This is a genomic window from Bacteroides thetaiotaomicron VPI-5482 (assembly GCF_000011065.1).
GTDB lineage: Bacteria > Bacteroidota > Bacteroidia > Bacteroidales > Bacteroidaceae > Bacteroides > Bacteroides thetaiotaomicron.
Map to the genome: position 1 here is coordinate 6,191,127 of NC_004663.1, position 23,550 is coordinate 6,214,676.

General features: G+C 43.7%; 24 protein-coding genes. 18 read left to right on the top strand and 6 right to left on the bottom strand.

Annotated features, from left to right (window positions below; all coding sequences use genetic code 11):
- Positions 1–93 precede the first annotated feature (93 nt).
- Entirely contained in the window at positions 94–1,020 is a 927-nt protein-coding gene (locus BT_RS23760; RefSeq protein ID WP_008766770.1) for a hydrogen peroxide-inducible genes activator, read from the top strand.
- Between the two features lie 6 nt (positions 1,021–1,026).
- Here BT_RS23760 and BT_RS23765 read toward each other — a convergent pair whose 3' ends face one another.
- The gene (locus tag BT_RS23765) at positions 1,027–1,959 is read right to left on the bottom strand and encodes a DMT family transporter (protein WP_008760419.1); all 933 of its coding nucleotides are present in this window, start codon (positions 1,957–1,959) and stop codon (positions 1,027–1,029) included.
- Positions 1,960–2,080: 121 nt separating this feature from the next.
- Here BT_RS23765 and BT_RS23770 point away from each other — a divergent pair, with 121 nt between their 5' ends.
- On the top strand, positions 2,081–2,770 hold the full coding sequence (locus tag BT_RS23770; protein ID WP_032841205.1) for an MIP family channel protein: 690 nt from the start codon (positions 2,081–2,083) through the stop codon (positions 2,768–2,770).
- Positions 2,771–2,888: 118 nt separating this feature from the next.
- On the opposite strand, the gene BT_RS23775 is transcribed toward BT_RS23770, so the two are convergent.
- A complete protein-coding gene (locus BT_RS23775) occupies positions 2,889–3,611 on the bottom strand; it encodes a NigD-like protein (protein ID WP_008766768.1) in 723 nt (240 codons plus the stop codon).
- 179 nt (positions 3,612–3,790) lie between these two features.
- Between BT_RS23775 and BT_RS23780 the strand changes: the two genes are divergently transcribed.
- From BT_RS23780 to BT_RS23825, 11 genes are all read left to right on the top strand, one after another.
- Positions 3,791–4,339, top strand: a complete 549-nt coding sequence (locus BT_RS23780; RefSeq protein WP_008760422.1) for an RNA polymerase sigma factor — start codon at positions 3,791–3,793, stop codon at positions 4,337–4,339.
- A gap of 8 nt (positions 4,340–4,347) precedes the next feature.
- Positions 4,348–5,604, top strand: coding sequence for an outer membrane beta-barrel protein (locus BT_RS23785; RefSeq protein ID WP_008766767.1), 1,257 nt, complete (start codon positions 4,348–4,350; stop codon positions 5,602–5,604).
- 180 nt (positions 5,605–5,784) lie between these two features.
- A complete protein-coding gene (locus BT_RS23790) occupies positions 5,785–6,372 on the top strand; it encodes an RNA polymerase sigma-70 factor (RefSeq protein ID WP_008766766.1) in 588 nt (195 codons plus the stop codon).
- A gap of 73 nt (positions 6,373–6,445) precedes the next feature.
- Positions 6,446–7,423, top strand: a complete 978-nt coding sequence (locus BT_RS23795; RefSeq protein WP_008766765.1) for a FecR family protein — start codon at positions 6,446–6,448, stop codon at positions 7,421–7,423.
- 170 nt (positions 7,424–7,593) lie between these two features.
- Positions 7,594–11,013, top strand: a complete 3,420-nt coding sequence (locus BT_RS23800; RefSeq protein ID WP_011109397.1) for a TonB-dependent receptor — start codon at positions 7,594–7,596, stop codon at positions 11,011–11,013.
- A gap of 12 nt (positions 11,014–11,025) precedes the next feature.
- Positions 11,026–12,369 (top strand): RagB/SusD family nutrient uptake outer membrane protein, encoded by a 1,344-nt coding sequence (locus BT_RS23805; RefSeq protein WP_008766763.1) that lies wholly within the window; start codon positions 11,026–11,028, stop codon positions 12,367–12,369.
- Between the two features lie 21 nt (positions 12,370–12,390).
- Positions 12,391–14,922 carry a glycerophosphodiester phosphodiesterase family protein gene (locus tag BT_RS23810; protein ID WP_008766762.1) on the top strand — a complete coding sequence of 844 codons (2,532 nt, stop codon included), beginning with the start codon at positions 12,391–12,393 and terminating at the stop codon, positions 14,920–14,922.
- 14 nt (positions 14,923–14,936) lie between these two features.
- Entirely contained in the window at positions 14,937–15,857 is a 921-nt protein-coding gene (locus BT_RS23815) for a glycerophosphodiester phosphodiesterase family protein (RefSeq protein ID WP_062695267.1), read from the top strand.
- Between the two features lie 15 nt (positions 15,858–15,872).
- Complete coding sequence (locus BT_RS23820) at positions 15,873–17,231, top strand: MFS transporter (protein ID WP_008766760.1); 1,359 nt, start codon at positions 15,873–15,875, stop codon at positions 17,229–17,231.
- A gap of 117 nt (positions 17,232–17,348) precedes the next feature.
- The gene (locus BT_RS24860) at positions 17,349–17,483 is read left to right on the top strand and encodes a hypothetical protein (protein WP_008766759.1); all 135 of its coding nucleotides are present in this window, start codon (positions 17,349–17,351) and stop codon (positions 17,481–17,483) included.
- Between the two features lie 17 nt (positions 17,484–17,500).
- Positions 17,501–17,755, top strand: coding sequence for a hypothetical protein (locus BT_RS23825; protein WP_008766758.1), 255 nt, complete (start codon positions 17,501–17,503; stop codon positions 17,753–17,755).
- A 156-nt stretch (positions 17,756–17,911) separates the two neighbouring features.
- Here BT_RS23825 and BT_RS24785 read toward each other — a convergent pair whose 3' ends face one another.
- Positions 17,912–18,178 (bottom strand): hypothetical protein, encoded by a 267-nt coding sequence (locus BT_RS24785; protein ID WP_165938008.1) that lies wholly within the window; start codon positions 18,176–18,178, stop codon positions 17,912–17,914.
- Between the two features lie 166 nt (positions 18,179–18,344).
- Here BT_RS24785 and BT_RS23835 point away from each other — a divergent pair, with 166 nt between their 5' ends.
- Together BT_RS23835 and BT_RS23840 are read left to right on the top strand one after the other, a co-directional pair.
- Positions 18,345–18,677, top strand: coding sequence for a type II toxin-antitoxin system RelE/ParE family toxin (locus BT_RS23835; RefSeq protein ID WP_008766756.1), 333 nt, complete (start codon positions 18,345–18,347; stop codon positions 18,675–18,677).
- Complete coding sequence (locus BT_RS23840) at positions 18,658–18,963, top strand: helix-turn-helix domain-containing protein (protein ID WP_008760436.1); 306 nt, start codon at positions 18,658–18,660, stop codon at positions 18,961–18,963. The genes BT_RS23835 and BT_RS23840 overlap by 20 nt, the downstream gene beginning before the upstream one ends.
- A 69-nt stretch (positions 18,964–19,032) precedes the next feature.
- Here BT_RS23840 and BT_RS23845 read toward each other — a convergent pair whose 3' ends face one another.
- Together BT_RS23845 and BT_RS23850 are read right to left on the bottom strand one after the other, a co-directional pair.
- Entirely contained in the window at positions 19,033–21,147 is a 2,115-nt protein-coding gene (locus BT_RS23845; RefSeq protein WP_008766755.1) for a BT4734/BF3469 family protein, read from the bottom strand.
- 86 nt (positions 21,148–21,233) lie between these two features.
- The gene (locus BT_RS23850) at positions 21,234–21,464 is read right to left on the bottom strand and encodes a DUF4248 domain-containing protein (protein WP_008760437.1); all 231 of its coding nucleotides are present in this window, start codon (positions 21,462–21,464) and stop codon (positions 21,234–21,236) included.
- Positions 21,465–21,657: 193 nt separating this feature from the next.
- On the opposite strand from BT_RS23850, the gene BT_RS23855 reads away from it, so the two are divergent.
- The 3 genes from BT_RS23855 to BT_RS23860 are packed head-to-tail and all read left to right on the top strand — an operon-like array spanning position 21,658 to position 22,824.
- Positions 21,658–22,161: an HU family DNA-binding protein gene (locus BT_RS23855; RefSeq protein ID WP_008766754.1), complete on the top strand. Its 504-nt coding sequence runs from the start codon at positions 21,658–21,660 to the stop codon at positions 22,159–22,161.
- A 59-nt stretch (positions 22,162–22,220) separates the two neighbouring features.
- The gene (locus BT_RS24415) at positions 22,221–22,388 is read left to right on the top strand and encodes a hypothetical protein (RefSeq protein ID WP_008766753.1); all 168 of its coding nucleotides are present in this window, start codon (positions 22,221–22,223) and stop codon (positions 22,386–22,388) included.
- Positions 22,375–22,824: an N-acetylmuramoyl-L-alanine amidase gene (locus tag BT_RS23860; protein WP_008766752.1), complete on the top strand. Its 450-nt coding sequence runs from the start codon at positions 22,375–22,377 to the stop codon at positions 22,822–22,824. The genes BT_RS24415 and BT_RS23860 overlap by 14 nt, the downstream gene beginning before the upstream one ends.
- On the opposite strand, the gene pflA is transcribed toward BT_RS23860, so the two are convergent.
- Positions 22,817–23,542, bottom strand: a complete 726-nt coding sequence (gene pflA, locus BT_RS23865; protein WP_162303181.1) for a pyruvate formate-lyase-activating protein — start codon at positions 23,540–23,542, stop codon at positions 22,817–22,819. The genes BT_RS23860 and pflA overlap by 8 nt on opposite strands.
- Between the last annotated feature and the right edge of the window lie 8 nt (positions 23,543–23,550).

A 23,550-nucleotide genomic window follows, 5' to 3' on the forward strand; every position in this document is an offset into this window, starting at 1 on the left:
GTACTGCAAAGATAAGGCGGAAAATGCTTGTTGTCAAACTGATAATTTCTATCTTTGCATAGAAGAAATCTATAACTTAATCATATTTGATAGATGACAATACAACAATTAGAATATATATTGGCGGTTGATCAGTTCCGTCATTTTGCCAGAGCGGCGGAATATTGCCGCGTGACGCAGCCCACGCTGAGTGCTATGATCCAGAAACTGGAAGATGAGCTGGGAGTGAAGTTGTTTGACCGTACGGTGCAGCCGGTCTGTCCCACAGCGATTGGAGAAAAGATCATTGATCAGGCACGTGTCATTCTGGCACAGACAGCGCAGGTGAAAGAAATAATCAGTGAAGAGAAACAGTCACTGGCAGGCGTGTTCCATTTGGGGGTATTGCCTACCATAGCACCTTATTTACTTCCCCGCTTCTTCCCCCAACTGATGGAAAAGTATCCGGAACTGGATATACGTGTCACAGAAATGAAAACACAGAATATCCAGCAGGCATTGCATGCCGGAGATATTGATGCCGCAATTATAGCCAGCAAATTGGAAGACACTTTCCTGAAAGAAGAAACACTTTTCTATGAAACATTCTTCGGATATGTATCCTGCAAAGAACCTCTGTTCAAGCACGACGTGATACGCACTTCCGATATAACGGGCGAACGTCTCTGGTTATTGGACGAAGGGCATTGCTTCCGTGACCAGCTTGTACGTTTCTGCCAGATGGAAACGGTCAAAGTCAATCAGATGGCCTACCATCTGGGAAGTATGGAAACCTTTATGCGTATGGTAGAAAGCGGAAAAGGAATCACCTTCATTCCCGAACTGGCTGTTTCGCAACTGAACGAAGAACAAAAGAAACTGGTACGTCCGTTTGCCATTCCCCGTCCTACACGGCAGATAGTGCTTGCGACCAATAGGGATTTTATCCGTCATAGCCTGCTCAATGTACTCAAAGAAGAGATACTGGCAGCAGTACCCAAAGAAATGCAATCCCTGCAATCCATTCAGTACTTGCTGTAATATTGTTTATTCCTGCGTACTGCTTCCGGCTGTATGGCGTTTCAACCATCGCCCTATTTCAGCTCCCTTAAAATAGATAATGAGGGAGCTGACTATGATAATCATTCCTGCAACGGTACTGAATGTCGGATACTCTCCCGGGAGCATGATCCAGCTAAGTATGGCGCCCAATATCGGGTTGATCAGTCTGCACATATTGATATCACTCACTTTGGCTCCTTTACTCTGTAAGGCGATAAACCAGAAACTGAAAGCAAAGACCGAGATAAATACCAGAATAGAAAGACTGATATAGAATCCGGCAGGCTTTCCGATAAATGAATGATACCCTTCCGTACCTAATCCTATCATATAGATGAGCAGTCCGCCGAAGAACATCTGCACGGCATTCAGGAAAATAGGGTTTATCTTGCCTTTATCTTCCGATACCGAAATCGCGGAATATCCCTGAAAGATGATACTGAGCAGCAGAAGTACAATTCCCGTGATCCCTTTCCAGTCCAGCGGAGCGCCATTGCTGCCCATGCCTACGATAAGCAGCAAACCGATGAGGCTGACAATAAGGCTGATAATCTTGTGCACATTCAGCCGGTCATTGCTGGCCAGCAGATGGGCTAGCAGTACATTGATCAGAGGTGTCATTCCCATAATGATAGAAGAGATAGCCCCGCTGACGAAATCGACTCCGAAATAGAAAGCCGTGTACCCCATAAACATATTGATCAGGATCAGATTCAGAAACAGTTTGCTGTGTTGGCGTATTTCTTTCCACATTCCCTTATGCCAGGTATAAGCAAAAAGAATGATACCTACAGTGGTAAAGCGGATTCCTGCAAAGTTCATCGGCGAAAAGTCGTAACTCAGCCCCTGCTTGATAAACGGATTGACGATAGCCCATAATACAGAGGCCAGTATAGCATAAAAAAGTCCTTTTTTCATTTTATGGTTTGGTGGTTTTATTCAAAAATGCTGCAAAGATAGTAATAATTAGGCACATACATTTTGAATCTAGGTATTAATTCCTTATATTTGGAGAATCAACCATTTTTTATTTAGTAATATGAAAAAATACATTGCAGAAATGATTGGGACGATGGTGCTCGTCCTGATGGGATGTGGAAGTGCTGTTTTTGCCGGCAGTATGGCTGGTACTGTAGGAGCCGGCGTGGGAACGGTCGGCGTTGCTTTGGCATTTGGACTTTCAGTAGTGGCGATGGCGTATGCTATCGGAGGTATTTCGGGATGTCACATCAATCCTGCTATTACGTTAGGAGTATTCCTCTCGGGTCGTATGAATGGAAAAGATGCGGGTATGTATATGCTTTTCCAGGTTATAGGAGCGATTATCGGTTCGGCTATTCTTTATGCCCTGGTGACCACCGGCGGGCATGACGGACCGACGGCTACCGGTTCCAACGGCTTTGGTGACGGCGAGATGCTACAGGCATTCATCGCAGAAGTGGTCTTTACTTTCATTTTTGTATTGGTGGTGCTGGGGTCTACCGATCCGAAGAAAGGGGCGGGAGCTTTCGCAGGCCTTGCCATCGGTCTTTCTCTGGTATTGGTGCATATCGTATGTATCCCTATTACAGGTACTTCCGTCAATCCGGCACGTAGCATCGGTCCGGCATTGTTCCAGGGTGGAGAAGCGTTGTCGCAGTTGTGGCTGTTTATTGTAGCGCCGTTTGTAGGAGCGGCTGTCAGTGCGCTCGTCTGGAATTATTTCGGTGACAAGAATGAAAAGAAATAATAAGAAGAAATAAACGGATCACTTTATGATAAAATTAAGGGCGAGAGTTTCACAACTGTCGCCCTCTTTTGCGTAATTATATATTATAATAAAAAGAGTGTTTCTATAATTACTAGATTTAATTAGATGAGGGGAATTTCACTTCATAGAATTTTTCCCCGTTATATAAGGTCTTGACACGTATTCTGAGTCCTTTCTTGCCTTTCATCTGATCTTGAATCTTATCCAGTTTGAAAGATATATACCCTTCGCCCAGACGGTCGGCGGTGTCGCCTTCGTCGTTATGCCGGAATTCAAGATCGATATACTCATCGTTGGCATCATCGGCAGCGGGTTCAGCTTCCTTGTTGTTGATGACCAGATTCAGGAAATGTTTCTTGTCCTCGCTATGCGTGCCGTAATATTGGAATTCGATTGTCAGATATTTCTTGTCTTGGGTAATCCACATATAAGTAGAATTGATTTTATCGTCTCCGATCTTCTCTTCCGTATTTTCTCCTTCCCCCATAGTCACGATTTCTTTGGTCAGGATCTCTTTTATTTCTCTTACCTGAATATTATAGTCATATCCCTTCACCGGTTCTTCCAGCTCTTTGAATATCACAAAGGCGCGTTGCCCGTCTTTATTCTTGTCACTGATCCATCCGTTTCCATTGCTCGGGAACATTGTTTTTCCATCATCCAGAGTGAAATAGAAATCCTTGCTATCCGGGCTGATCAGATTGATGGTGCTGATGACCAGTGAATCGGATGAGGAGTCATCATCATCCAGACACGACTGAAGTATCGGCATTGTGGTCATAACAGCAATAATAAATGCAATGAATTTAAATTTCTTCATATACTATAAAAATGTTTTTTAATGAGTACTATTTACTTGCTTTGTACTCTGAAAATGCAAGGGGGGAGAAAATATTGCATTTGGATCTGTTAAAGAAACAAAAGTTGCAAAAGAGTTGTTCTCTCTGTGCAGTATTTCTATCTTTGCTGCATTTATAAGGTAAACACGTGTATAAGCAAATGGAAGAATTTGAGTTGTCGGAACAATGCAGGCTGGGAAATAATCGAGCCCGCAAAGAATTGTATGAGCATTATGGAGGGCGTTTGCTAGGCGTCTGTCTGCGCTATACCGGCGACCGTGATACAGCTCAGGATCTGCTTCACGATGGTTTTATAAAGATATTCAGTTCTTTCGACAAGTTCACCTGGCGGGGTGAAGGCTCACTGCGGGCCTGGATGGAACGAGTGATGGTCAATACCGCTTTACAGTATCTTCGCAAGAGTGATGTAATCAGTCAGTCTACGCCTTTGGAAGAAGTACCCGAAGATTACGAGGAACCCGACGCTTCGGCTGTAGAGATGATTCCGCAAGCGGTATTGATGCGATTTATCGAAGAGTTGCCGGCAGGATACCGTACCGTGTTCAACCTTTACACCTTCGAGGAAAAATCGCATAAGGAAATAGCACAGTTGTTAGGTATTAATGAGAAGTCATCGGCTTCGCAATTATTTCGGGCGAAGAGCGTGTTGGCTAAGAGAGTAAAAGAATGGATAATGAATAACGGATAGGTAGAGATATGGAAGAGAAAGAATTATGGATGAATAAGTTGAAGGAGAAGCTCGGGGATTACTCGGAGCCGCTTCCTGCTTCCGGTTGGGAACAACTGGAAAAAGAACTTATGCCTCCTGTGGAGAGGAAGATATATCCTTATCGTAAATGGACGGTAGCCGCTGCGGCTGTCATTTTATTGGCTTTGGGGTCATCGGTCAGCCTGTATTTCCTCGGGACTCCTGCTGCTGATGAAATTCGTCATGCCAAGACTCCGGCGTTAGCCTCTGTTCCGGATGTTTTGCCGGATGCGCAGCAACCGGATATGACAGGAACAACGATAGAACCGGTAGTGCGTCCGGTAGTGAAGAACCGCATCGCGAAAGCGGAACGGAACATTCCCCAACCAACGGCAAATATCGACGAACCGGTGAAGAAAGAAGAGCAACCTTCGGAGCTGAACGCTCAGACCGGCGACCGGAAAGAAAAAGAAGAAGTGGAACCGGTGGAAGAAACGAAAGCCATCCGGCATAAGCCCGCAGATACGGAACAACCGAGAAATAAGCCACGCCGTCCTTCCAGCAGAGACAAACTGCATATTCCGGCAGAAAAAGCATCTTCGCAGAAAGGCACGTGGTCGATGGGACTTTCGGTAGGTAACTCCGGTGGTGCTTCTACAGAGTTGGGATCGGGCATTCCTTCTTATATGTCCCGTGTGAGCATGGTATCGGTATCAAACGGTCTGCTGAGCATACCCAATGATCAGCAATTGGTCTTTGAAGATGGAGTACCATATTTGCGTCAGGCCAATCAGGTGGTCGATATGGAACACCATCAACCTATCTCCTTCGGATTATCTGTCCGCAAGAGTCTGGCGAAAGGGTTCTCTGTCGAAACAGGATTGACTTACACCTTGCTTTCTTCGGATGCAAAGTTTGCGGACAGCGACCAGAAGACCGAACAGAAACTGCATTATCTGGGTATCCCGTTAAAAGCGAACTGGAACTTCCTTGATAAGAAACTGTTTACTCTTTATGTATCCGGTGGAGGTATGATTGAGAAATGTGTTTATGGTAAGCTGGGCACGGAAAAGGAAACTGTGAAACCTTTGCAATTCTCCGTCTCCGGTGCAGTCGGCGCACAGTTTAATGCCACCAAACGGGTAGGTATATACGTAGAACCCGGTGTTGCTTATTTCTTTGATGATGGTTCTGATGTACAGACCATCCGTAAGGAGAATCCGTTCAACTTCAATATTCAGGCGGGTATCCGACTTACTTATTAGTCAATATAGTTGAGCTATATATTTTAAAAGCGATATTTTACCAATGACGGTTAAAATATCGCTTTTAAAGTTTTATGTGCAGAAACTCTGCTGAAAAATCGGAAATCTGAGAAAATATTAATATCATTGTCACCTGTTTCTGACCGATGGTAACATACCTTTGTTGCAAAATTCTAAGCTATGGTGGATTCTATAAATGAAAAACGTTTATTAACCGAATTAAAGAACGGCTCTTTTCAAGCATTTGAAAGATTATATAATATGTATAGCGGTAAGTTATACAACTTCATTATGCGAATTTCTTCCGGCAATCAATATATGGCTGAAGAAGTAGTTCAGTCTGCCTTTATACGTGTTTGGGAAGTACGTGAGCGAGTAGAGCCGGAGTCTTCATTTATTTCTTTTCTTTGTACCATCGCCAAGAATTTATTAATGAATATGTATCAGCGTCAGACTGTAGAGTATGTTTACAATGAATATTTGAAAAATACTGGAGTAGACCGTGACTCCCAGACAGAAGAAAGTATTGACTTGCGATTCTTGAATGAATATATCGATTCTTTGGCTGAAGAATTGCCGGCGCAACGGAAGAAAATCTTTATTCTGAGCAAAAGGCAAAATTATACAAATAAAGAAATAGCGGAGATGATGGGCATTTCCGAAAGTACAGTTGCCACGCAACTATCTTTGGCCGTGAAGTTTATGCGTGAGCAGTTAATGAAGCATTATGATAAAATCGTTGCGCTTCTGTTTGCCTTTTTTTGTTAATGAAATGTAATTGTAATCTTTGCTTTTGGATGGCAGATAGGATGAAAATGTATACCTGTAAATAAGTAGGAAGATGGATAAGATACATTATAAAGAGCTGATTGAAAAATATTTCGAAGGAAATATAGCGGACACTGAAATAAAGGAGTTGTCCGATTGGATAAAGAACGACCGTCAGTTGCAAAACTGGTGGGAACAGGAGTTTACCAAGTCGGATGCCGCTATTGATCCGATACTGCGTGATAAACTCTTTGCACGGATAAAAGAAGGAACACTGAAACATACGTCACCGAGAACGAAGGGCGTGAGAACTCTCCCTATGATTCCTTGGAGGTGGGTGGCTGCTATTTTGTTACCTGTCTGTATTGCTTTTTTCACTTATTATTTGATCGATTCGTCGCAAATGACCAGTGCGCCTTTTATTGTCAAAGCAGATAAAGGTGATAAAGCTACAGTTGAATTGCCGGATGGAACGAATGTAGTGCTTAACTCAGCTTCTCAATTGAGTTATCTGAATAATTTTGGAGAGAAAGTCCGCAGAGTGCAACTGAATGGTGAGGCCTACTTTAAAGTCGCTCCTGATGAGAAACATGCGTTTATAGTGCAGGTAGGTGATTTGGAAGTAAAGGTATTGGGGACTTCCTTCAATGTATCTGCTTATGAAGATGCAAAAGACATTACGGTTGTTTTGTTGGAAGGGAAAGTAGGAATTTACACTCAGGAAACTTCGCGTATGATGAAGCCCGGTGATAAAATAGAATACAATAAAACCACTCATCAACTTGTTGCTACCCAAGTGCATCCCAATGATTATATTGAATGGACGAAAGGAAATATCTATTTCGAGAAAGAATCGTTGGAAAACATCATGAAAACTCTTTCACGGATTTATGATGTGGAGATACGTTTCGATTCGAATAAACTTCCTAAAGAATACTTTACGGGAACGATTCCTAGTGGCGGCATACAGAACGCCTTGAATATTCTCATGCTTACTTCGCCTTTTTATTATGAAATGGATGGCTCGGTCATTGTCTTGAAAGAGAAGTAGATAAGCATCTTTATCATGAAATTAGATATAGCCATTCCTGAGTTTTCCCCCGGAATGGCTTTTTAATTTATGAAGAACCGTTAGTTAACAAGAGTTAAAGATAGATAGCCGATTGGACGAAAGGGGAGAGCAGTCGGTATACCTGTCAAACAACTTAAAAGTTTTGATATATGGAAAACAGAACACCCTTTGTGAAACTCCCTCAGTCTACAGCAGGGAGAAGTAAGAACTGGAGAACATTACGGGCCATTTGTCTGCTACTGTTCATGAGCATCTCTTTGACCGCTTATTCTCAAATAACGGTTGATTTGAAAGGCATCTCGTTAAGAGCCTCATTAAAAAAGATTGAGCAAGTTAGTAATTACAAGTTTTTCTACAGTGAGAGTCTGCCGGAATTGAGTTGGAAAGTTTCATTGAACGTTCGGGATGTAACGATCGACCAGACCATGACACGTCTTTTGGAAGGAATGGAACTGACTTACAAAAAAGAACAGGAAAACGTCATTGTGTTGATTCGTAAAACACAAAGTAAACAACTGACGAAAAAAGTAACCGGAACAGTTGTCGATGCCAACGGAGAACCCATTATCGGTGCAAGTATCGTGATTAAAGGTGAGTCTCACGGGACAATAACGGATTTTGATGGTAAGTTCGCATTGCCCGACGTACCGGAGAAAGCAGTCTTGACCATCTCTTATATCGGTTACAAGACAGTCAATCTTGCTACTACCGATCAGACATTGGTAAAGGTAGTACTTGAGGAAGATAGTAAGATGATCGATGAAGTCGTAGTAGTAGGTTATGGAGTTCAGTCACAGAAGCTGGTCACTACCTCTATCAGTAAAGTGAAGATGGAGAATATAGATCAGGGAAATGATTACAATCCGATTAAGATGTTGCAAGGTCGTGTGGCAGGTGTGAATATATCTTCTGCCTCCGGAACACCGGGTGAAACTCCCAATATAACTGTTCGTGGTATCGGTTCCGTTAGCGGAGGAAGTTCACCGCTGTATGTAGTGGATGGAATCCCCAGCGAAAAATATCCGAATTTGAATCCCAATGATATTGAGAGTATGGAAGTGTTGAAAGATGCGTCGGCAGCGGCAATCTATGGTTCGCGTGCCAATGCCGGGGTGGTGCTGATCACTACCAAATCGGGGCAGCAGGGGAAAACAAAGATCGAAGTATCCGGCCGTTACGGCTTTGCCTCCCTTGCCAGTGATATAGAGATGGCTAATTCAACGGAATACATGAATACTATGCAGGCTGCTATTGATAACTACAATGTGCAGATGGGAACCAACCTGCAACTGTATATTCCTTCTCAGATTCAGGAAACCGACTGGGTGAAAGAGATTTCAAGAAAGAACTCAAAGACGGGTGCCGGTTCTATCAGCATTTCCGGCGGAAATGAAAAGACTACTTTTTTTGCTTCCTTAGGAGCCAATACTCAGGAAGGCTATTTGAATAAGAGTAAGTATGACCAATACAATATGCGTGCTAAGTTCTCACATAAAATAAACAGCATCTTCAAACTAAATATGAATCTGGCAGGTTCGGCAAGTCGTTCGGACTTATTGGAAGAAACGAGTACCAGTTTGAAAGTATTGCGTACAGCCCGTGAGGAACAACCTTGGTATTCTCCTTACAAAGAAGACGGGACATCCTATAAAGTGAATGGAACGGATATTCTGCGCCATAATCCCCTCATGTTAATAAATGAAGAAGACTGGGTAGCAAAGAAATATCAGTTGTCGGGAGTATTCAGTATAGACGTCACCCCCTTCAAAGGTTTTAAATATACACCGACAGTGAGTGCGTACGGCATTTTGGATAATGTTTCAAAGAAGTTATCGGATAAGCACGATGCCCGTAAAAACAGTAGTGGTTGGGGAGCTTTGGCTCAACAGAAAGACCAGAGTTTCCGTTATGTGATTGATAATGTTTTCTCTTACAATAACGAATGGAATAAACTTATTTACTCAGTTATGTTAGGACACTCTTTCGAGAAATACACTTACGAACAGTTTGGAGCAAAGAGTGATAATTACGCCAATGGTGCCTATCCTTCGTCCAGTTTCGATCTCATTAATGCCGGACCGAACATCTATGCCGGAGATATCAGTTATACTTCCTACGCTTTGGAGTCTTACTTTGGTCGAATCGCCCTGAACTGGGATAATAAATATATCCTGAATGCCTCGTTACGCAGCGATGGTTCTTCCCGCTTTGCGAAGAATAAGAGGTATGGTTACTTTCCCTCGGCTTCTTTTGCATGGAGAGCTTCCAATGAAGGCTTCTTTCCCAAAAACAAATATGTCAATGATGCCAAACTGAGATTAAGCTGGGGTATGACAGGCAGCATGGCAGGTGTCAGCAATTATGCTCCGTTGTCGCTCATTAGTGCGGGAGGCGCATCCTACAATGGCTCTGCCGGATTCCAGATTTCACAGGACGCACGTGCGCTGACTTGGGAGAAAGCAAGTCAGTTCAATATAGGTTTTGATATCGAAATGTTTCAGTCTCGTTTAACCTTGAACGTTGATATGTTCTATCAGAAAACGACCGATCTGCTGTTTAAGAAACCTGTAAATGCAAGTACCGGATATACCACTCTACAGTCTAACATCGGTTCGTTGGAGAATAAAGGACTTGAATTGGCATTAAACGGCAAAATTCTCACCGGAAAATTCAAATGGGACTTGGGAGGTAATATTTCTTTCGTAAAGAACAAACTGCTCTCTTTAATTGAAGGAAGTGAAATGTACGTTGTACCCAGTAGCGGGAGTAACCTTTTGGGTGGTTCCATGCATGCTTTGATCAACGGAGAACCCATCAGTACATTTTATATGTTGAAGATGGAAGGCATTTATCAGCGTGACGATGAAGTTCCCGCCAAACTTTATGCCAAGGGAGTGCGTGCCGGTGATGTGCGATATTTTGATTACAATGAAGATGGCGACATCACCGACGCTGACCGTGTGAATGTAGGAAAAGCTATTCCCGACTTTTACGGTGGTATTACTTCGAATTTCTCATACAAAGGTTTTGATCTGTCATTATTTGGGCAATTTTCCGTAGGTGGAAAAGTGATGGCGGCATGGCGGGGTGTCAATGGTTCCGAAGGTACCGACCATTTAGGTCTGGCACTGTCTAATGTAAAAGTGGGCGACCGTGGAGAATCCGTAGAACAGTTCTTTAATATCAGTAAGGAGGTAGCCAATGGATACTGGCGCGGTGAAGGCACCAGCAACTCGATTCCCCGTCCTGTAAGGATCGGTGTGCATACCGGATATGATTATGACTACAATGTTCAGACATCCACCCGCTATCTGGAAGATGCTTCCTACTTCAAACTGAAAACAGTCACATTAGGATATACCTTGCCGGAATCCATCACGAAGAAAATTCATGTGAACTCTCTGAGATTTTACGTTTCGGCAGACAACTTGCTGGCTTTTACAAAATATTCGGGTTACGATCCTGAAACTTCTTTCTCGGGCAGTCCCGGAGACTCCAATTACGGAGTTGATTTCGGCCTGCAACCAGTGTTGAGAACATTTATCTTTGGTTTGAATCTAAACTTTTAAAAACAGACGAGTATGAAACGATTTTATATGATCAACTATTTACTATGCGGCATTTGTCTTTTATGGATGACAGGATGCTCAAATATGCTGGATGAAATGCGACCGAAGGACAAGATACCTCAAGACGCATTGAGCGAGTCCGACTTGACAAAGTTGCTTAACGGGGTATATGCTGAAATGGAAGAACTGGTTTTCAAGTTCTATATGGACGGTGATGTGAAAGGAGAGAATTTCAAGGCGGGCCCGGGATTTTCCATGAATGATCCGATGTCGATGGCTCCGAGCTCCAAAGATGTATTGGGGCAGTGGCAGAAATGTTTCACAGCCTTAAAGCAAGTCAATTTCTTGGTGGAGACCTACGAAGCATCCTCCAATAAAGACAGTCAGGTGGTGAAACAGACCGGAGGAACCGGCTATTATTTCCGGGCATTGATTTATTATCATTTAGTCACCCGTTGGGGAGGAGCGCCTATTTTACGTAAGCGTACTTACGACGTAGTGCCTATCTCACCCGAAGCCGATGTGTGGAATTTTATTAAAGAAGATTTGGGCAAGGCAGAGAGCTTACTTCCGGAATTTACCGATCGCTTTTACGTATCTTTAAGTGTATGTGATGCATTGAATGCAAAAGTTTGTCTGGCCTTGAAAGATTATACGAATGCGGCTATTTATGCAGACAGAGTGATTACTAAGTCCAATTTCGCATTGAGTACCACATCAGCTGAATATGCTAATGCTTTCATCTCCAATAGTAATAGCAAAGAACTGATTTTTGCTCTGGCCAATAAACGCAGCACGGGATTGTTACTTTTCTATCAGTCTGTTAATGATATTGACCCGACATGGGATTATTCTCCCTCTGCCGATTGCTATAGTCATCTTTATGCCGATACTTCAGTCAAAAAGCAGGATATTCGTGCCAAAGCAGTCTTTGGGGCAGACAATAGCCGGATCATCAAATTTCCGAATGGAAGCACCGGGCAGTTTGTGACCAACGAACAACCTTCTCAAACTCCTATAGTAGTGGCTCGTGTAGCCGAAATGTATCTGATTAAAGCGGAAGCACTGGGAGCAACGAACGGCCTGTCGACCTTGAAAGAGTTTATGAATAAGCGTTATGCTACAGTCTCATTACCTTCAAGCATGAGCGACACCGAGTTTCAGAATCAGATACTGGACGAACGCCATCGTGAACTGTATGCAGAAGGACAGCGCTGGTACGACTTGAAGAGGACCAATCGGTTGGATTTATTTACTTCGCTGAACGGAAGAAACTATTTAATGTACTATCCGGTTCCCCAGTCGGAACGCGATTTGGCAGGAGCCGAAAATTATCCTCAAAACGATGGTTATTAATAAATTAAGAAAGAACAGATTATGAAGAATATAAAAATATTTGCAACGTTTTGCATCTGCTTGCTGCTGTTTTCAGCCTGTTCGGATGACTGGAAAGAAAATGCGTTAACAGCCAAATTCTCTTTTGACAAGTCGCTGTATTATGTCGGAGATGAAGTTCGCATTACTAATGAAACCGTAGGCGGAGAAGGAAACTACACTTATGAGTGGGATTTGGGAGACGGAAAGACTTCAACGGACCCCAATCCCGTAGTCACCTATCAAACGAACGGTGCCTATACGGTGACTCTTCATGTGAAGGATGCAAAAGGCACTTATGCGATGGCTCACAAATTGTTGACCATTGATTCGGAGCCTTTGCCTGAAGTAGGAAATGTAAAACTGAAATGGGTAGGCGGTCATGTGTTAGGAGAAGTACGTTCTACAGCTCCGGCTGTCAGTGATGATAATGGGGTGTATATGACTTCCAATGATCATTATTTACGTAAATTTTCGGCAGCGACAGGAGACCAGCTTTGGGAATTTGACCTTTGGACATCTGCTGACGGCGATGCACCATCCGGAAATACGCATACTACTCCAAGCATTGATATAGACGGAACAATCTACGTAGGAACAGGAGACACCAGTGGCAAAGTAGGACGTGTGTATGCAATAAATCCGGACGGGAGTAAGAAATGGCTGGTGGCAGGTGACGCTGAAAAGGGCTTCTGGAATAAAGGAAACGCTTCCACACCCCGTATCAATTACCTGACCTGTGCCATTGGTGAGAATCATGTATATATGGGTAATGGCGGTTCTACAGGATCAGTGCTTGCAGTAGATAAGGTGACCGGCTATCGGGTAGGATACGTAGCGAATGCGGATAATTCCGGAGGTCCTTCCGGAGGAGTATCTGCCGGAATAGTATTGGCAAACAACACTTTAGTTTGGGGTGGCGGAAAGAATGGATTGTTCGGGGCTTCTGCTTCTGCGTTGAATGCCGGTGGAAATGTAATGTGGGCTTGGCAGGTATTTAGCTCCGGCGATGATAAGCCGTCAGAAAATATGAACGGTTCTCCGGCAGTAGATGAGGCTGGTACTATTTACGGAACAGCTACGTTTGCAGGAATGGGAAGTAGCGCATTTGCTATGGGAAGTGATGGAGTGGAGAAGTGGCGTACTCCTTTGGGCAATGTCGGCACGCTGGATCAAGGCGGTGTTGTGATAGGACTCGACGGAAGCATTATCGTTACAGTGAAACGTGCTCCGGGGGAAGCAACCGGAGGAATCATCTCTTTGTCTCCGGGAGGAGCTATCCAATGGCATTACGGCATTGCGGAAGATGTAAGCGGTTGTGCGGCAATTGATCAAGCAGGAAACATACATTTCGGCACCCAGTCCGGCAATTATTATATCATTAAACCGGAAGAATCGGATGAACAATTGATTCTGAAAAAAGACCTTGCTGCGTTGATTAGTGAAAGTGACTCTCCTTTAAAAGGAGATTGGGAAGCGGGAATCGGTAAAATCTGGAGTTCGCCTACCATCGGACCGGATGGAGCGATTTATATCGGAGTCACCAATACGGTGGACCCTACAAAGAGCGTGTTAGTAGCTTTGGAAGATGAGGGAATTACCGGGGCCGCAACCTCTGCCTGGCCGATGAAAGGGAAGGACAGACGTCACTCCGGAGCCCAATCGGGAGGGAATGGAGAGAATCCCGGTGGAGAAGAAGGAGGACAGTTGCCTATGACGGGGAATTTGAAAGCAGATTTAAAGAGTCTGTTTGAAAGCACCTCTTATAAAGTGTGGCTCTGCGCGCATCGTGGAAATACCCAAAAAGGGATGAAAGAGGGGATTCCCGAAAACTCGTTACCTGCGATAGAACACTCGGTCAAAGCAGGAGTTGAGATGATCGAACTGGATGCACGGCCGACCTCTGACGGTGTGTTGGTATTGATGCACGACAACACCATCGACCGGACAACAAACGGTAGCGGTGCGGTGGGAGACTTTACTTATCAGCAATTACAACAATTTTATCTGAAAGATGCATCCGGCAATATAACTGGCGAACGAATCCCGACTTTGGAGGAAGCGATGAAGAAGGGAAAAGGAAAAGTTTATTATAATCTGGATATTGTCAACAAGAATGTTGCGGTAAATACGATCGTCGCATTGCTTAAAAAATTGGATATGGAAGGTTCCACTTTGCTGTATGTATCCAACAATCGCAATTATGCATTTGATTTGAAGACAGCCAACAGTAGTTTGCTGTTGCACCCGATGGCAAAAGCCGCCGATGATATCACATACTTCTCCTCATCCTACACTGATAATGTACAAATGATGCAGCTGTCTACGTCAGACGCTATGGGTGGAACGATGGTTAATGAGATTAAAGATCAAGGCTGGCTTCTTTTCTCCAACATTGTCGGAGCGAATGATACCAATATGTTGTCGGAAAACTACTCCGGTTTGGTGGGAATGATTAACAAACGCATCAACATTGTGCAAACAGACTATGCTGAAGTAGCTGCCAAATATTTAAAGTCTAAAGGATACAGATAATAGTACATATAGATATGAAGAAATATATAATGATAGGAATCTTATTCGCATTTCCTTTCTGCCTGTCGGCAGACGAACCGGTGAAAGCCATTTATGCGAAGATAACGAACCCTGACAATAAAGAAATCACGGTTGTAGCTCATCGGGCAGACTGGCGTTACGCACCCGAAAATTCACTTGCCGCTATTGAAAGTTCCATTCGTCTGGGAGCTGACGTAGTGGAGCTGGATGTTCAGAAAACCAAAGACGGTCAATTGATCCTGATGCATGACAAAACGCTGGACCGAACGACTACCGGAAAAGGAAAGGTAGCCGAATGGACATTGGATTCTATCCGGACACTCTATCTGAAGAATGGAGCGGCACTCAAAACCAAGCATCGTGTACCTACTTTGGAAGAGGCTTTATGGGTTGCCAAAGGTCGTGTGATGGTCAATCTGGATAAAGCATATCCGATATTTGACGAGATTTTCCCCATCCTCGAAAAGACGGGAACAGTGGATCAGATTATCATGAAAGGTTCCAAGCCTGTGGCAGACGTAAAGAACGACTTAGGTAAATATCTGGACCGTATCATTTATATGCCTATCATTCATTTGGATAAGCCGGGAGCAATGAAGCAACTGGATGATTTTATGACGGAGCTGCATCCCGTAGCTTTTGAACTTCTATTTGTATCGGATACCTGCCAGGTCCCCAAGCAAGTAAAAACGAAGTTGAAAGGAAAAAGTAAAATCTGGTATAATACGTTGTGGGATACGATGGCTGGCGGACATGATGATGATAAATCGTTGGAGAATCCGGACGAAGGATATGGTTATCTGATCGATACACTCGGAGCGGCCATCATTCAGACAGACCGTACTGCCTATCTGCTGGAATATTTGCAATCGCGTAAGAAGCGTAGTGAAAACGGGCAAGATGCGTATCATTAAAATATAGACTTCTTTATGGGATTTAAACTATTGGATTTTTATAAAATCTCTCCTCCGGTGTCCGGGGGAGAGACTGATTCGGAACGCTCTGTCCGTTTCAAGCGTATTCGTTGGGCTACCTTTCTGTCTGCCACTACCGGATATGGCATTTATTATGTTTGTCGTTTGAGTATGAATGTAATCCGTAAACCGATTGTAGAAGACGGAGTTTTTACCGAAACCCAACTGGGGATTATCGGTTCCTGCCTTTTTTTCGTATATGCCGTCGGTAAGCTGACCAATGGCTTTCTTGCTGACCGTAGCAATGTAAAGCGTTTTATGTCTACCGGATTATTGTGTTCTGCTCTGATCAACTTATGTCTGGGATTCACGAATTCCTTCTTTGCTTTTGTTCTCCTTTGGGGGTTGAATGGTTGGTTTCAGTCGATGGGGGCAGCATCAGGAGTTGTGTCGCTGACTCGTTGGTATAGTAGTAAAGAGCGAGGTACTTTTTATGGCTTTTGGTCGGCCAGCCACAATTTGGGTGAAGCTCTGACTTTTATATCCATCGCTTTGCTGGTCAGTTGGATGGGATGGCGTTATGGGATGATCGGTGCGGGAGTGATTGGTTTGCTTGGTTTTCTGATGATGCTTGCTTTTATGCGTGATACGCCTCAAAGTCAGGGCTTTTTGCTAGATCGGCGGGGGACGTCAGATGCTCATTCCGTTTCCGGTAAACAAACCGAGGAATTCAATAAAGCTCAGAAAGCAGTTTTGAAGAATCCTGCTATTTGGATTCTTGCATTATCCAGTGCTTTTATGTATATCAGCCGTTATGCAGTCAATAGCTGGGGTGTTTTCTATCTGGAAGCGCAAAAAGGTTATTCTACTTTGGATGCTAGTTTTATTATATCTATCAGTTCTGTATGCGGAATTGTAGGTACGGTTTTCTCAGGTATTATTTCAGATAAGTTTTTTGCTGGCAGTCGTAATGTTCCGGCTTTGATATTCGGATTAATGAATGTGTCTGCTCTTTGTTTGTTTCTATTGGTTCCGGGGGTACATTTTTGGGTGGATGCTTTGGCGATGGTGCTCTTCGGTTTGGGCATTGGAGTGCTGATTTGTTTTTTAGGAGGACTGATGGCGGTCGATATTGCTCCCTGCAATGCTTCGGGAGCCGCTTTGGGAGTTGTCGGTATAGCGAGTTATATAGGAGCCGGTTTGCAGGATGTGATGAGTGGCATTCTGATCGAAGGTCAGAAGACGGTGCAAAATGGAGTAGAAGTTTACGATTTTACATATATCAATTGGTTTTGGATTGGTGCAGCCTTGCTTTCAGTAGTGTTTGCTTTGTTGGTTTGGAATGCAGGAGAGAAAAGAAGTGAAATAAATTGAGTACATTAAAGTAAAAATAGAGTCATTGTTTTTGAAGGTATTAGTCACCATTTCGGGAAGCAGGCAATAGCTGTGCTTTCCGGAATGGCTTTTTTATAATTAATAAAAATCGTTTTTATGGAAAATTCATTGAGTGATGAATTGTTTTGTTCATTGAAGAATGAACTTCGTGAAGTAGATGCACAAATCAGTGTGCATAGTGAAAAACTGTTGGAGCTGATTGACCAAAAAAAAGAATTGTCGTCCAACTGATTCGGGAAGAAGAACAAATGACGCCCACTGTTATCGAATATCGGGGAGATCCGAAACGGTACATTTCTGTCATTCTAGGTGCTATTGACCGGGGGAGGTTGACGTATAATGGAGACGCGAATTGCGAACAGACGTTCCGGTCCTTGTCAAGTGTGATAGATGTCATAAGCCCTAAGAACGGGAAAGCGCTTAGTATCGAAACGTTGGTCTCGTATGAGAAGAAAGAACGTGCCGGGGAGTTTTCAGATTATTCGGAGGGAGATTTTAAATAATCTGTTTCCATCGCTGAACGGTTGAATTAAAAAAGTGGCGGAAATCTGGATGGAAACTTGTTGCAGATTGCCGCCACTTGGGTTTCTATTACTCAATAGTCTCTATTAACCAACGGTTTAAGTTCCGGCTTTCTGAACTAAATTCCACTCCGATCTTTACAATAAGATATTCTTCCTTCGTATATCTTCAAAGGTTTGTATTCCAATAGGAAGTTTACGCATCAAGTTGCCCATATCTGATTCTTTTGATCTTTTGCACATCAAAGATAACAAATATTTCCTGAAGTCTGCTTCAATTGGTGGGTTGATTTGAAAATGCGGTGAGAAATCGAAAAAAGACGGTTGTGTTTTTCCGATTTCCCGCCGTCTTTTTGGAGAAAGAAAAGGTAAAAAGTGAGAGGAGTGAGAGAGGATTTCTAACATTCGTATTTTTTTTAGAGAAATATAGAAAGTAGAAATAAAGAAATAAAATAGAAAAAGTTTCAATTCCTCTCTCACTCCTCTCACTTTTGTGGGTGAAGATGATGAAAAATAATATAAAACGAGGAAATGTGTTGTATAGTTGAACAACATTTCTTATATTTGCGTTATGAAAAGAGAAATAATAGCATATAAAGGATACTTCAAAGAATTCTTTGAAAATTTAGATGCTGGCACCCAAGATAAGATATTGTATGTGCTAATGTTATTGCAGACACAAGACAGAATACCTTTGAAATTTATGCGGTTGATAGAAGAAGGACTTTATGAACTTCGTATCGAGTACCAAAGCAATATATATAGAATATTCTTTTGTTTCGACGAAGGGCGTATTGTGATTCTGTTTAACGGTTTTCAAAAGAAAACCGAAAAAACACCAAAGAAAGAAATTGATAAAGCAAAGATATTAAGAAAGGAGTATTATGGAAGCAAAAACAAATGAGGAATTCTTTAATGTCAGTGCATTAATAGATGAGCGTTTTGGTAAGGAAGGAACAGCTTCTCGTGCAGAGGCAGAAGAAAAGGCCTACGCCTTTTATACAGGACAGATTATCGAGGACGCAAGAAAAAAGGCTAAAATCACTCAGGCTGAATTAGCCCGGCGTATCGGCTCTGACCGTTCTTATATTTCAAGAGTAGAAAGTGGTCAGACAGAGCCTAAAGTATCTACTTTCTATCGTATAATGAATGCGTTAGGCTGTAAAATCGAATTTTCAATGATTTTGTAAAAACAATAAATGCAGAGTATCTGTCAAGATGACTCTGCATTTTGCTATATTCACAAGGCTTTCCCGCTTCTATTCATACAGCCTGTTTGATTTTACCTGCTCGATATCTATAATAAATACGGCATATCGGCGCCCGTTATTTCCTTTTTTAGATTCAAAATGGTGCTTAGTCATCACCTTCCCCAACTGTATTTTTGATCCGATGGAATACTGATAACCGGTACGCTCACGTATTAGTTCCGCAATCTCACTGACAGTCAGATAATAAACCTTCTCAAAACGTTCCGGCTTGCGGATATGCGTAAGAACCATTTCTTCTTCCGGTGAATGAAAGATGAAAGCCTCGTTATTCTCTTCAAGCCGTTCATTGTCCGCTTGCGTGAACCAGTATTGGTACCCCGGCTTATTCAGCAGATATTTGATCTGAGCATAGAGCTGCGCATAATTGATGGTAATAAATTGGATGGAATAAGGATGAAAACAAAGGAAACGCCGGTTGCCTGTCGTGTCGTGAAGCACTTCCTGATAATTGCAGGTTCCTGCAAAAGAGGCCGTATGAGGGAAGTTTTGCGAACGGCGTGCATATGGCAGACGGAAACTGATCACTTTGCGCGTTACCAAATCTTTGAATGCATTCAGTTCCCGACCGCTCATCCCTTCAAACTCGTCGAGATTGATCAGCATGGCCTGCGTTATTTTGGCTAAATCATCTTTATTGTTCGAATTGATTAGTCCGGTAGAGAGATAAGCACGCAGTTCGGGAGGCAGGAGATTATTGATAAAGGTAGTCTTTCCTATGTTCTGTATCTCGCTGCATAGCAGAAGTACCGTGTGATTGACAATATTCTCCTGAGTAGCCGCTGCGCACATCGCCACCAGATAACGTTCCAGGCATTCCGCCCAAAACTCCTGATGACTCGTCTGGACACTATCCGCCAGGATACGGATATAGTCGGTTCCGTCCCATTCGGGCAGTAATTCAAAATACTCGCGAATGGGATGATACGACTGGCTGAAATCGGAGTAAATCAGATTTTCGATTGTTTTGACAGTGCAGGGATATCCCAGCTCGTTGATTTCTATCCAGATACTGTTTTCCATCATCTCATCCAAGATGCGGAAAGGCTCCGGTTTCTCGGTGTCGGGACGCCTTCTGCGATATTCCATGATATGCAGCACTTCATTGTAGCGTGTTTCGTAGTGCTCGCTGATATATTGTTCTATCCGTAATATTCGTTTCTGCGTGCCATTCAGTTTACAGGTATTAAATTCGTCGGTATGAGCGTAGGCGCTATTGATCAAAGAGACTGTCTCGTCCGCCGGAAAGTCTGTAAACTGGCTTTTGATAAAGGCGGATGTTTCCTCCTGCGGAATGCCGTAGCGATTGAAGGTACATGAGAGATGGTGCAGATAATTGTTCCGGTTGCCTGCTATGTATTTTTCGGACTTGTTGTGATAGTAAGTTAAAGTCAACACCAAAGAAGCGTTGGCGGAATGGGCGTTGAGTGCTGTGTCTTCATTCGTCGGGGTGCCGTCCGGAGGAGTCTGTTGTTTACTGCCGGAGAGATTTTTACGATTTGAAATCTTGTAGGATGCCTGAGGTTGATCTACAAGAAAAGCGTCAGCGTTCGGATTGAAATAGATCTCCGGATCGTAAGAGAACAGACAAGTGCGTGCCACATCCTGACCGGAGGTGTCGATTTCTATCCGACAGAGTTCGGTGTAAAAAGAAACGAGTCTGGTGTAAGCTGCATGATGGAAGTCTTCTATTTCCTGAAGGGTTTCGGGCAATGTCTCATCCGGATGGCATGCGCGCACTATGATTTTCACGCCCATCCCTTTGGGACTGATAAAGGCGATGCGGGTGTAATCGCATCTCTTGATGATAGGGAGGATGCGTGCCAATTCTTCTTTGCTGAGGTGGTCGATGTCTATCACGATGTGTCCCAGATATTTGACGAGGTTCACTTTGGTACGCCTTCCTCGGTAGCTGGCGGAGAAGGCGATTGCCGGCAATTCTTTTTTCTTCTCATTGGCAGCCTTTTCTCCTTGCTCTGCAAAGATGCGGCGTATTTCTTCGACTTTTTCCCGGTAGGTAAAACTGCCGATAGTGGACACTATTTCTTCTTCGGTCATCTCTGCTATTGCGTAGTAGAAACCTTGAAATATGGTGAAATGTTTCATTTTTATTTTGATTATTGTTTGTCGATGCAAAGGAACTTCTTTGCGGAAATGTGTAAAGGAACTTTGTATAAAATGGCAATAAGTTACTACGGTTCGCCCAAAAAGTGTATGATAGTTGCCACTTGTTTCGGCGAAAGGAGACGGTTGCGTGCGCGGTAGCCTTCCTGTTCGAGTTCGTGCAGGAGAGGGAGGTTGTAAATAATCCAACGACGAAGTATTTGTAAAGCAACTTTGAGGCAGACATGGGGATTGTAAAGGTGAGCCAGTTCCGCTTTGGTATAGGTGCGGATAAGGAAAGAATCTTCTTTGTAATTCATGATGTTTTCTTCTTGTTTTATGCTATAAAGTTACATAAAATTCCTTGTTTTTCAAAGGTTTGACTTCATTTTTATTCGTTGGGAATCAAGAAACTTCGTTGGGGAATATGGCTTGTCCGGCTATCCTTATCTTTGTGCTGTTAACAAGAAAGGGATGCATCCTACGTATTATAAACTTTAAAATTATTTTATTATGGCAATGACAGTATCTTATTCAGTGGTGCCGCGCAAGAATCCTGCAAAAAAGAGTGAACCGGCAAAGTATTATGCACAGGCGCAGGCGTCGGGTGAGCTGGACTTTGAAGAGTTGTGCGAAGCGATCACCAGTCGTTCTACTTGTACGGAAACGGATGTACGTGCGGCTATTTCGGGTATTCTTTACGAAGTGAAGCGTGCGTTGAAGGCAGGAAGAATTGCGAGACTGGGTGATTTGGGCAGTTTGCAGATAGGACTGAACAGTGAAGGTGCGGCATCGGTCAAGGAATTTTCCGGTTCGATGATTAAGGGGGCGCATCTTATTTTCCGCCCCGGTAAAACGCTGGCGGAATTGATGAAGATTCTGAGTTACCAGCAAGTGCTGACTCGTGCGGTGGCGCAGGCGGGTGCAGGCGATGGCGGGGGAGAAGACCCTGACAAGAATCCGGATTCCGGTGGTGATGGCTCCGGTGATGAAGAGGCTCCGGACCCTACGGTATAATTGGCAGACGGGTCAAGGTAATAACGAATTAGAATAACTTCCATTAATATTTTGATAAGATGAAAGAAATAGTAAACCGGATTTTAGATGTGATCATGTATCTGATTCCTTTCTTCGGAAAGAGAAAGCGGGACAAGGTGGTGAGAGAAGTGCGCTATCATACTACTTGTAAGGAGGTGTGCAAAGTGAAAACGACGGAAAGGGAAAAGGAACATGAGAAAGATTAGTCTGATTGTGATCCATTGTTCCGCCACCCGTGTCGATTGCGACTTTACGGCAAAGGATGTGGATACGGCTCACCGTTATCGTGGCTTTTCGTGCTGGGGGTATCATTATTATATACGCAAGTCGGGCGAGATTGAGCCGATGCGGGATGAAGATACGGTCGGAGCTCATGCACGTGGCTACAATGCGATCAGCTTAGGTGTATGCTATGAGGGCGGTCTGGATGAGAATGGAAAAGCGGCGGATACGCGTACACCCCGTCAGAAGGAGGCGCTACATCGCTTGGTACACGAATTGTTGCAGCGTTATCCGGAAGCTAAAGTAGTAGGGCATCGGGATTTAAGTCCCGACACCAACTATAATGGGATCGTAGATCCTTGGGAACGGATTAAAGAATGCCCTTGCTTTGAGGTCATTGGAGAATTCTCCATTAATTAACTACTACCGTAGTGAAATACTCTTTGAATACCTCCGCAGCTTTTTCAAGCTGTTCGGGGGTATTTTCTTTTACCCCTTTCATCTTGTATTCCTGTCCCATCGCTTCGTACTTATGTACGCCCAGTGTATGGTAAGGCAGTATTTCCACCCGTTGGATCATCTTGTATTTTCCGAGTGCTTCTCCCAGTGCGCGTATGTCTTCTTCAAAATCGCTGTATCCGGGCACTAGCACATAACGCAGCCAGAAAGGTTTTCCCTGTTCTTCCAGCCAGGCGGCCGTGCGGATGGTTTGCTCGTTGCTTCTTCCGGTGAGCGTCTGATGGCGGTTGGGATTGAATTCCTTTATATCCAATAACACAAGATCGGTCAGCTTGAATAATTCTTCTACGTCTTCGTTCCAAAGTCCTCCGTTGCTGTCCAGACAGACATGGATGCCTCTTTCTTTCAGTTCGCGGACCAGCGGGACGAGTGCTTTCGCCTGAAACGTCGGTTCGCCTCCAGAGAAAGTGATTCCTCCTCGTTTCCCGAAGAAGGGGCGCTGGCTCATTGCCATGCGGACGATTTCTTCCGGTGGGGTAGGCGTGCCTCCCTTTCCTGCTATCGTATCCGGATTGGCGCAATAGAGGCAGCGGAAGTTGCATCCTTGAAGAAAAACGACGAGCCGTAAGCCCGGCCCGTCGAATGTTCCCATACTTTCGTATGAATGTACGTTTATCATCATATAGA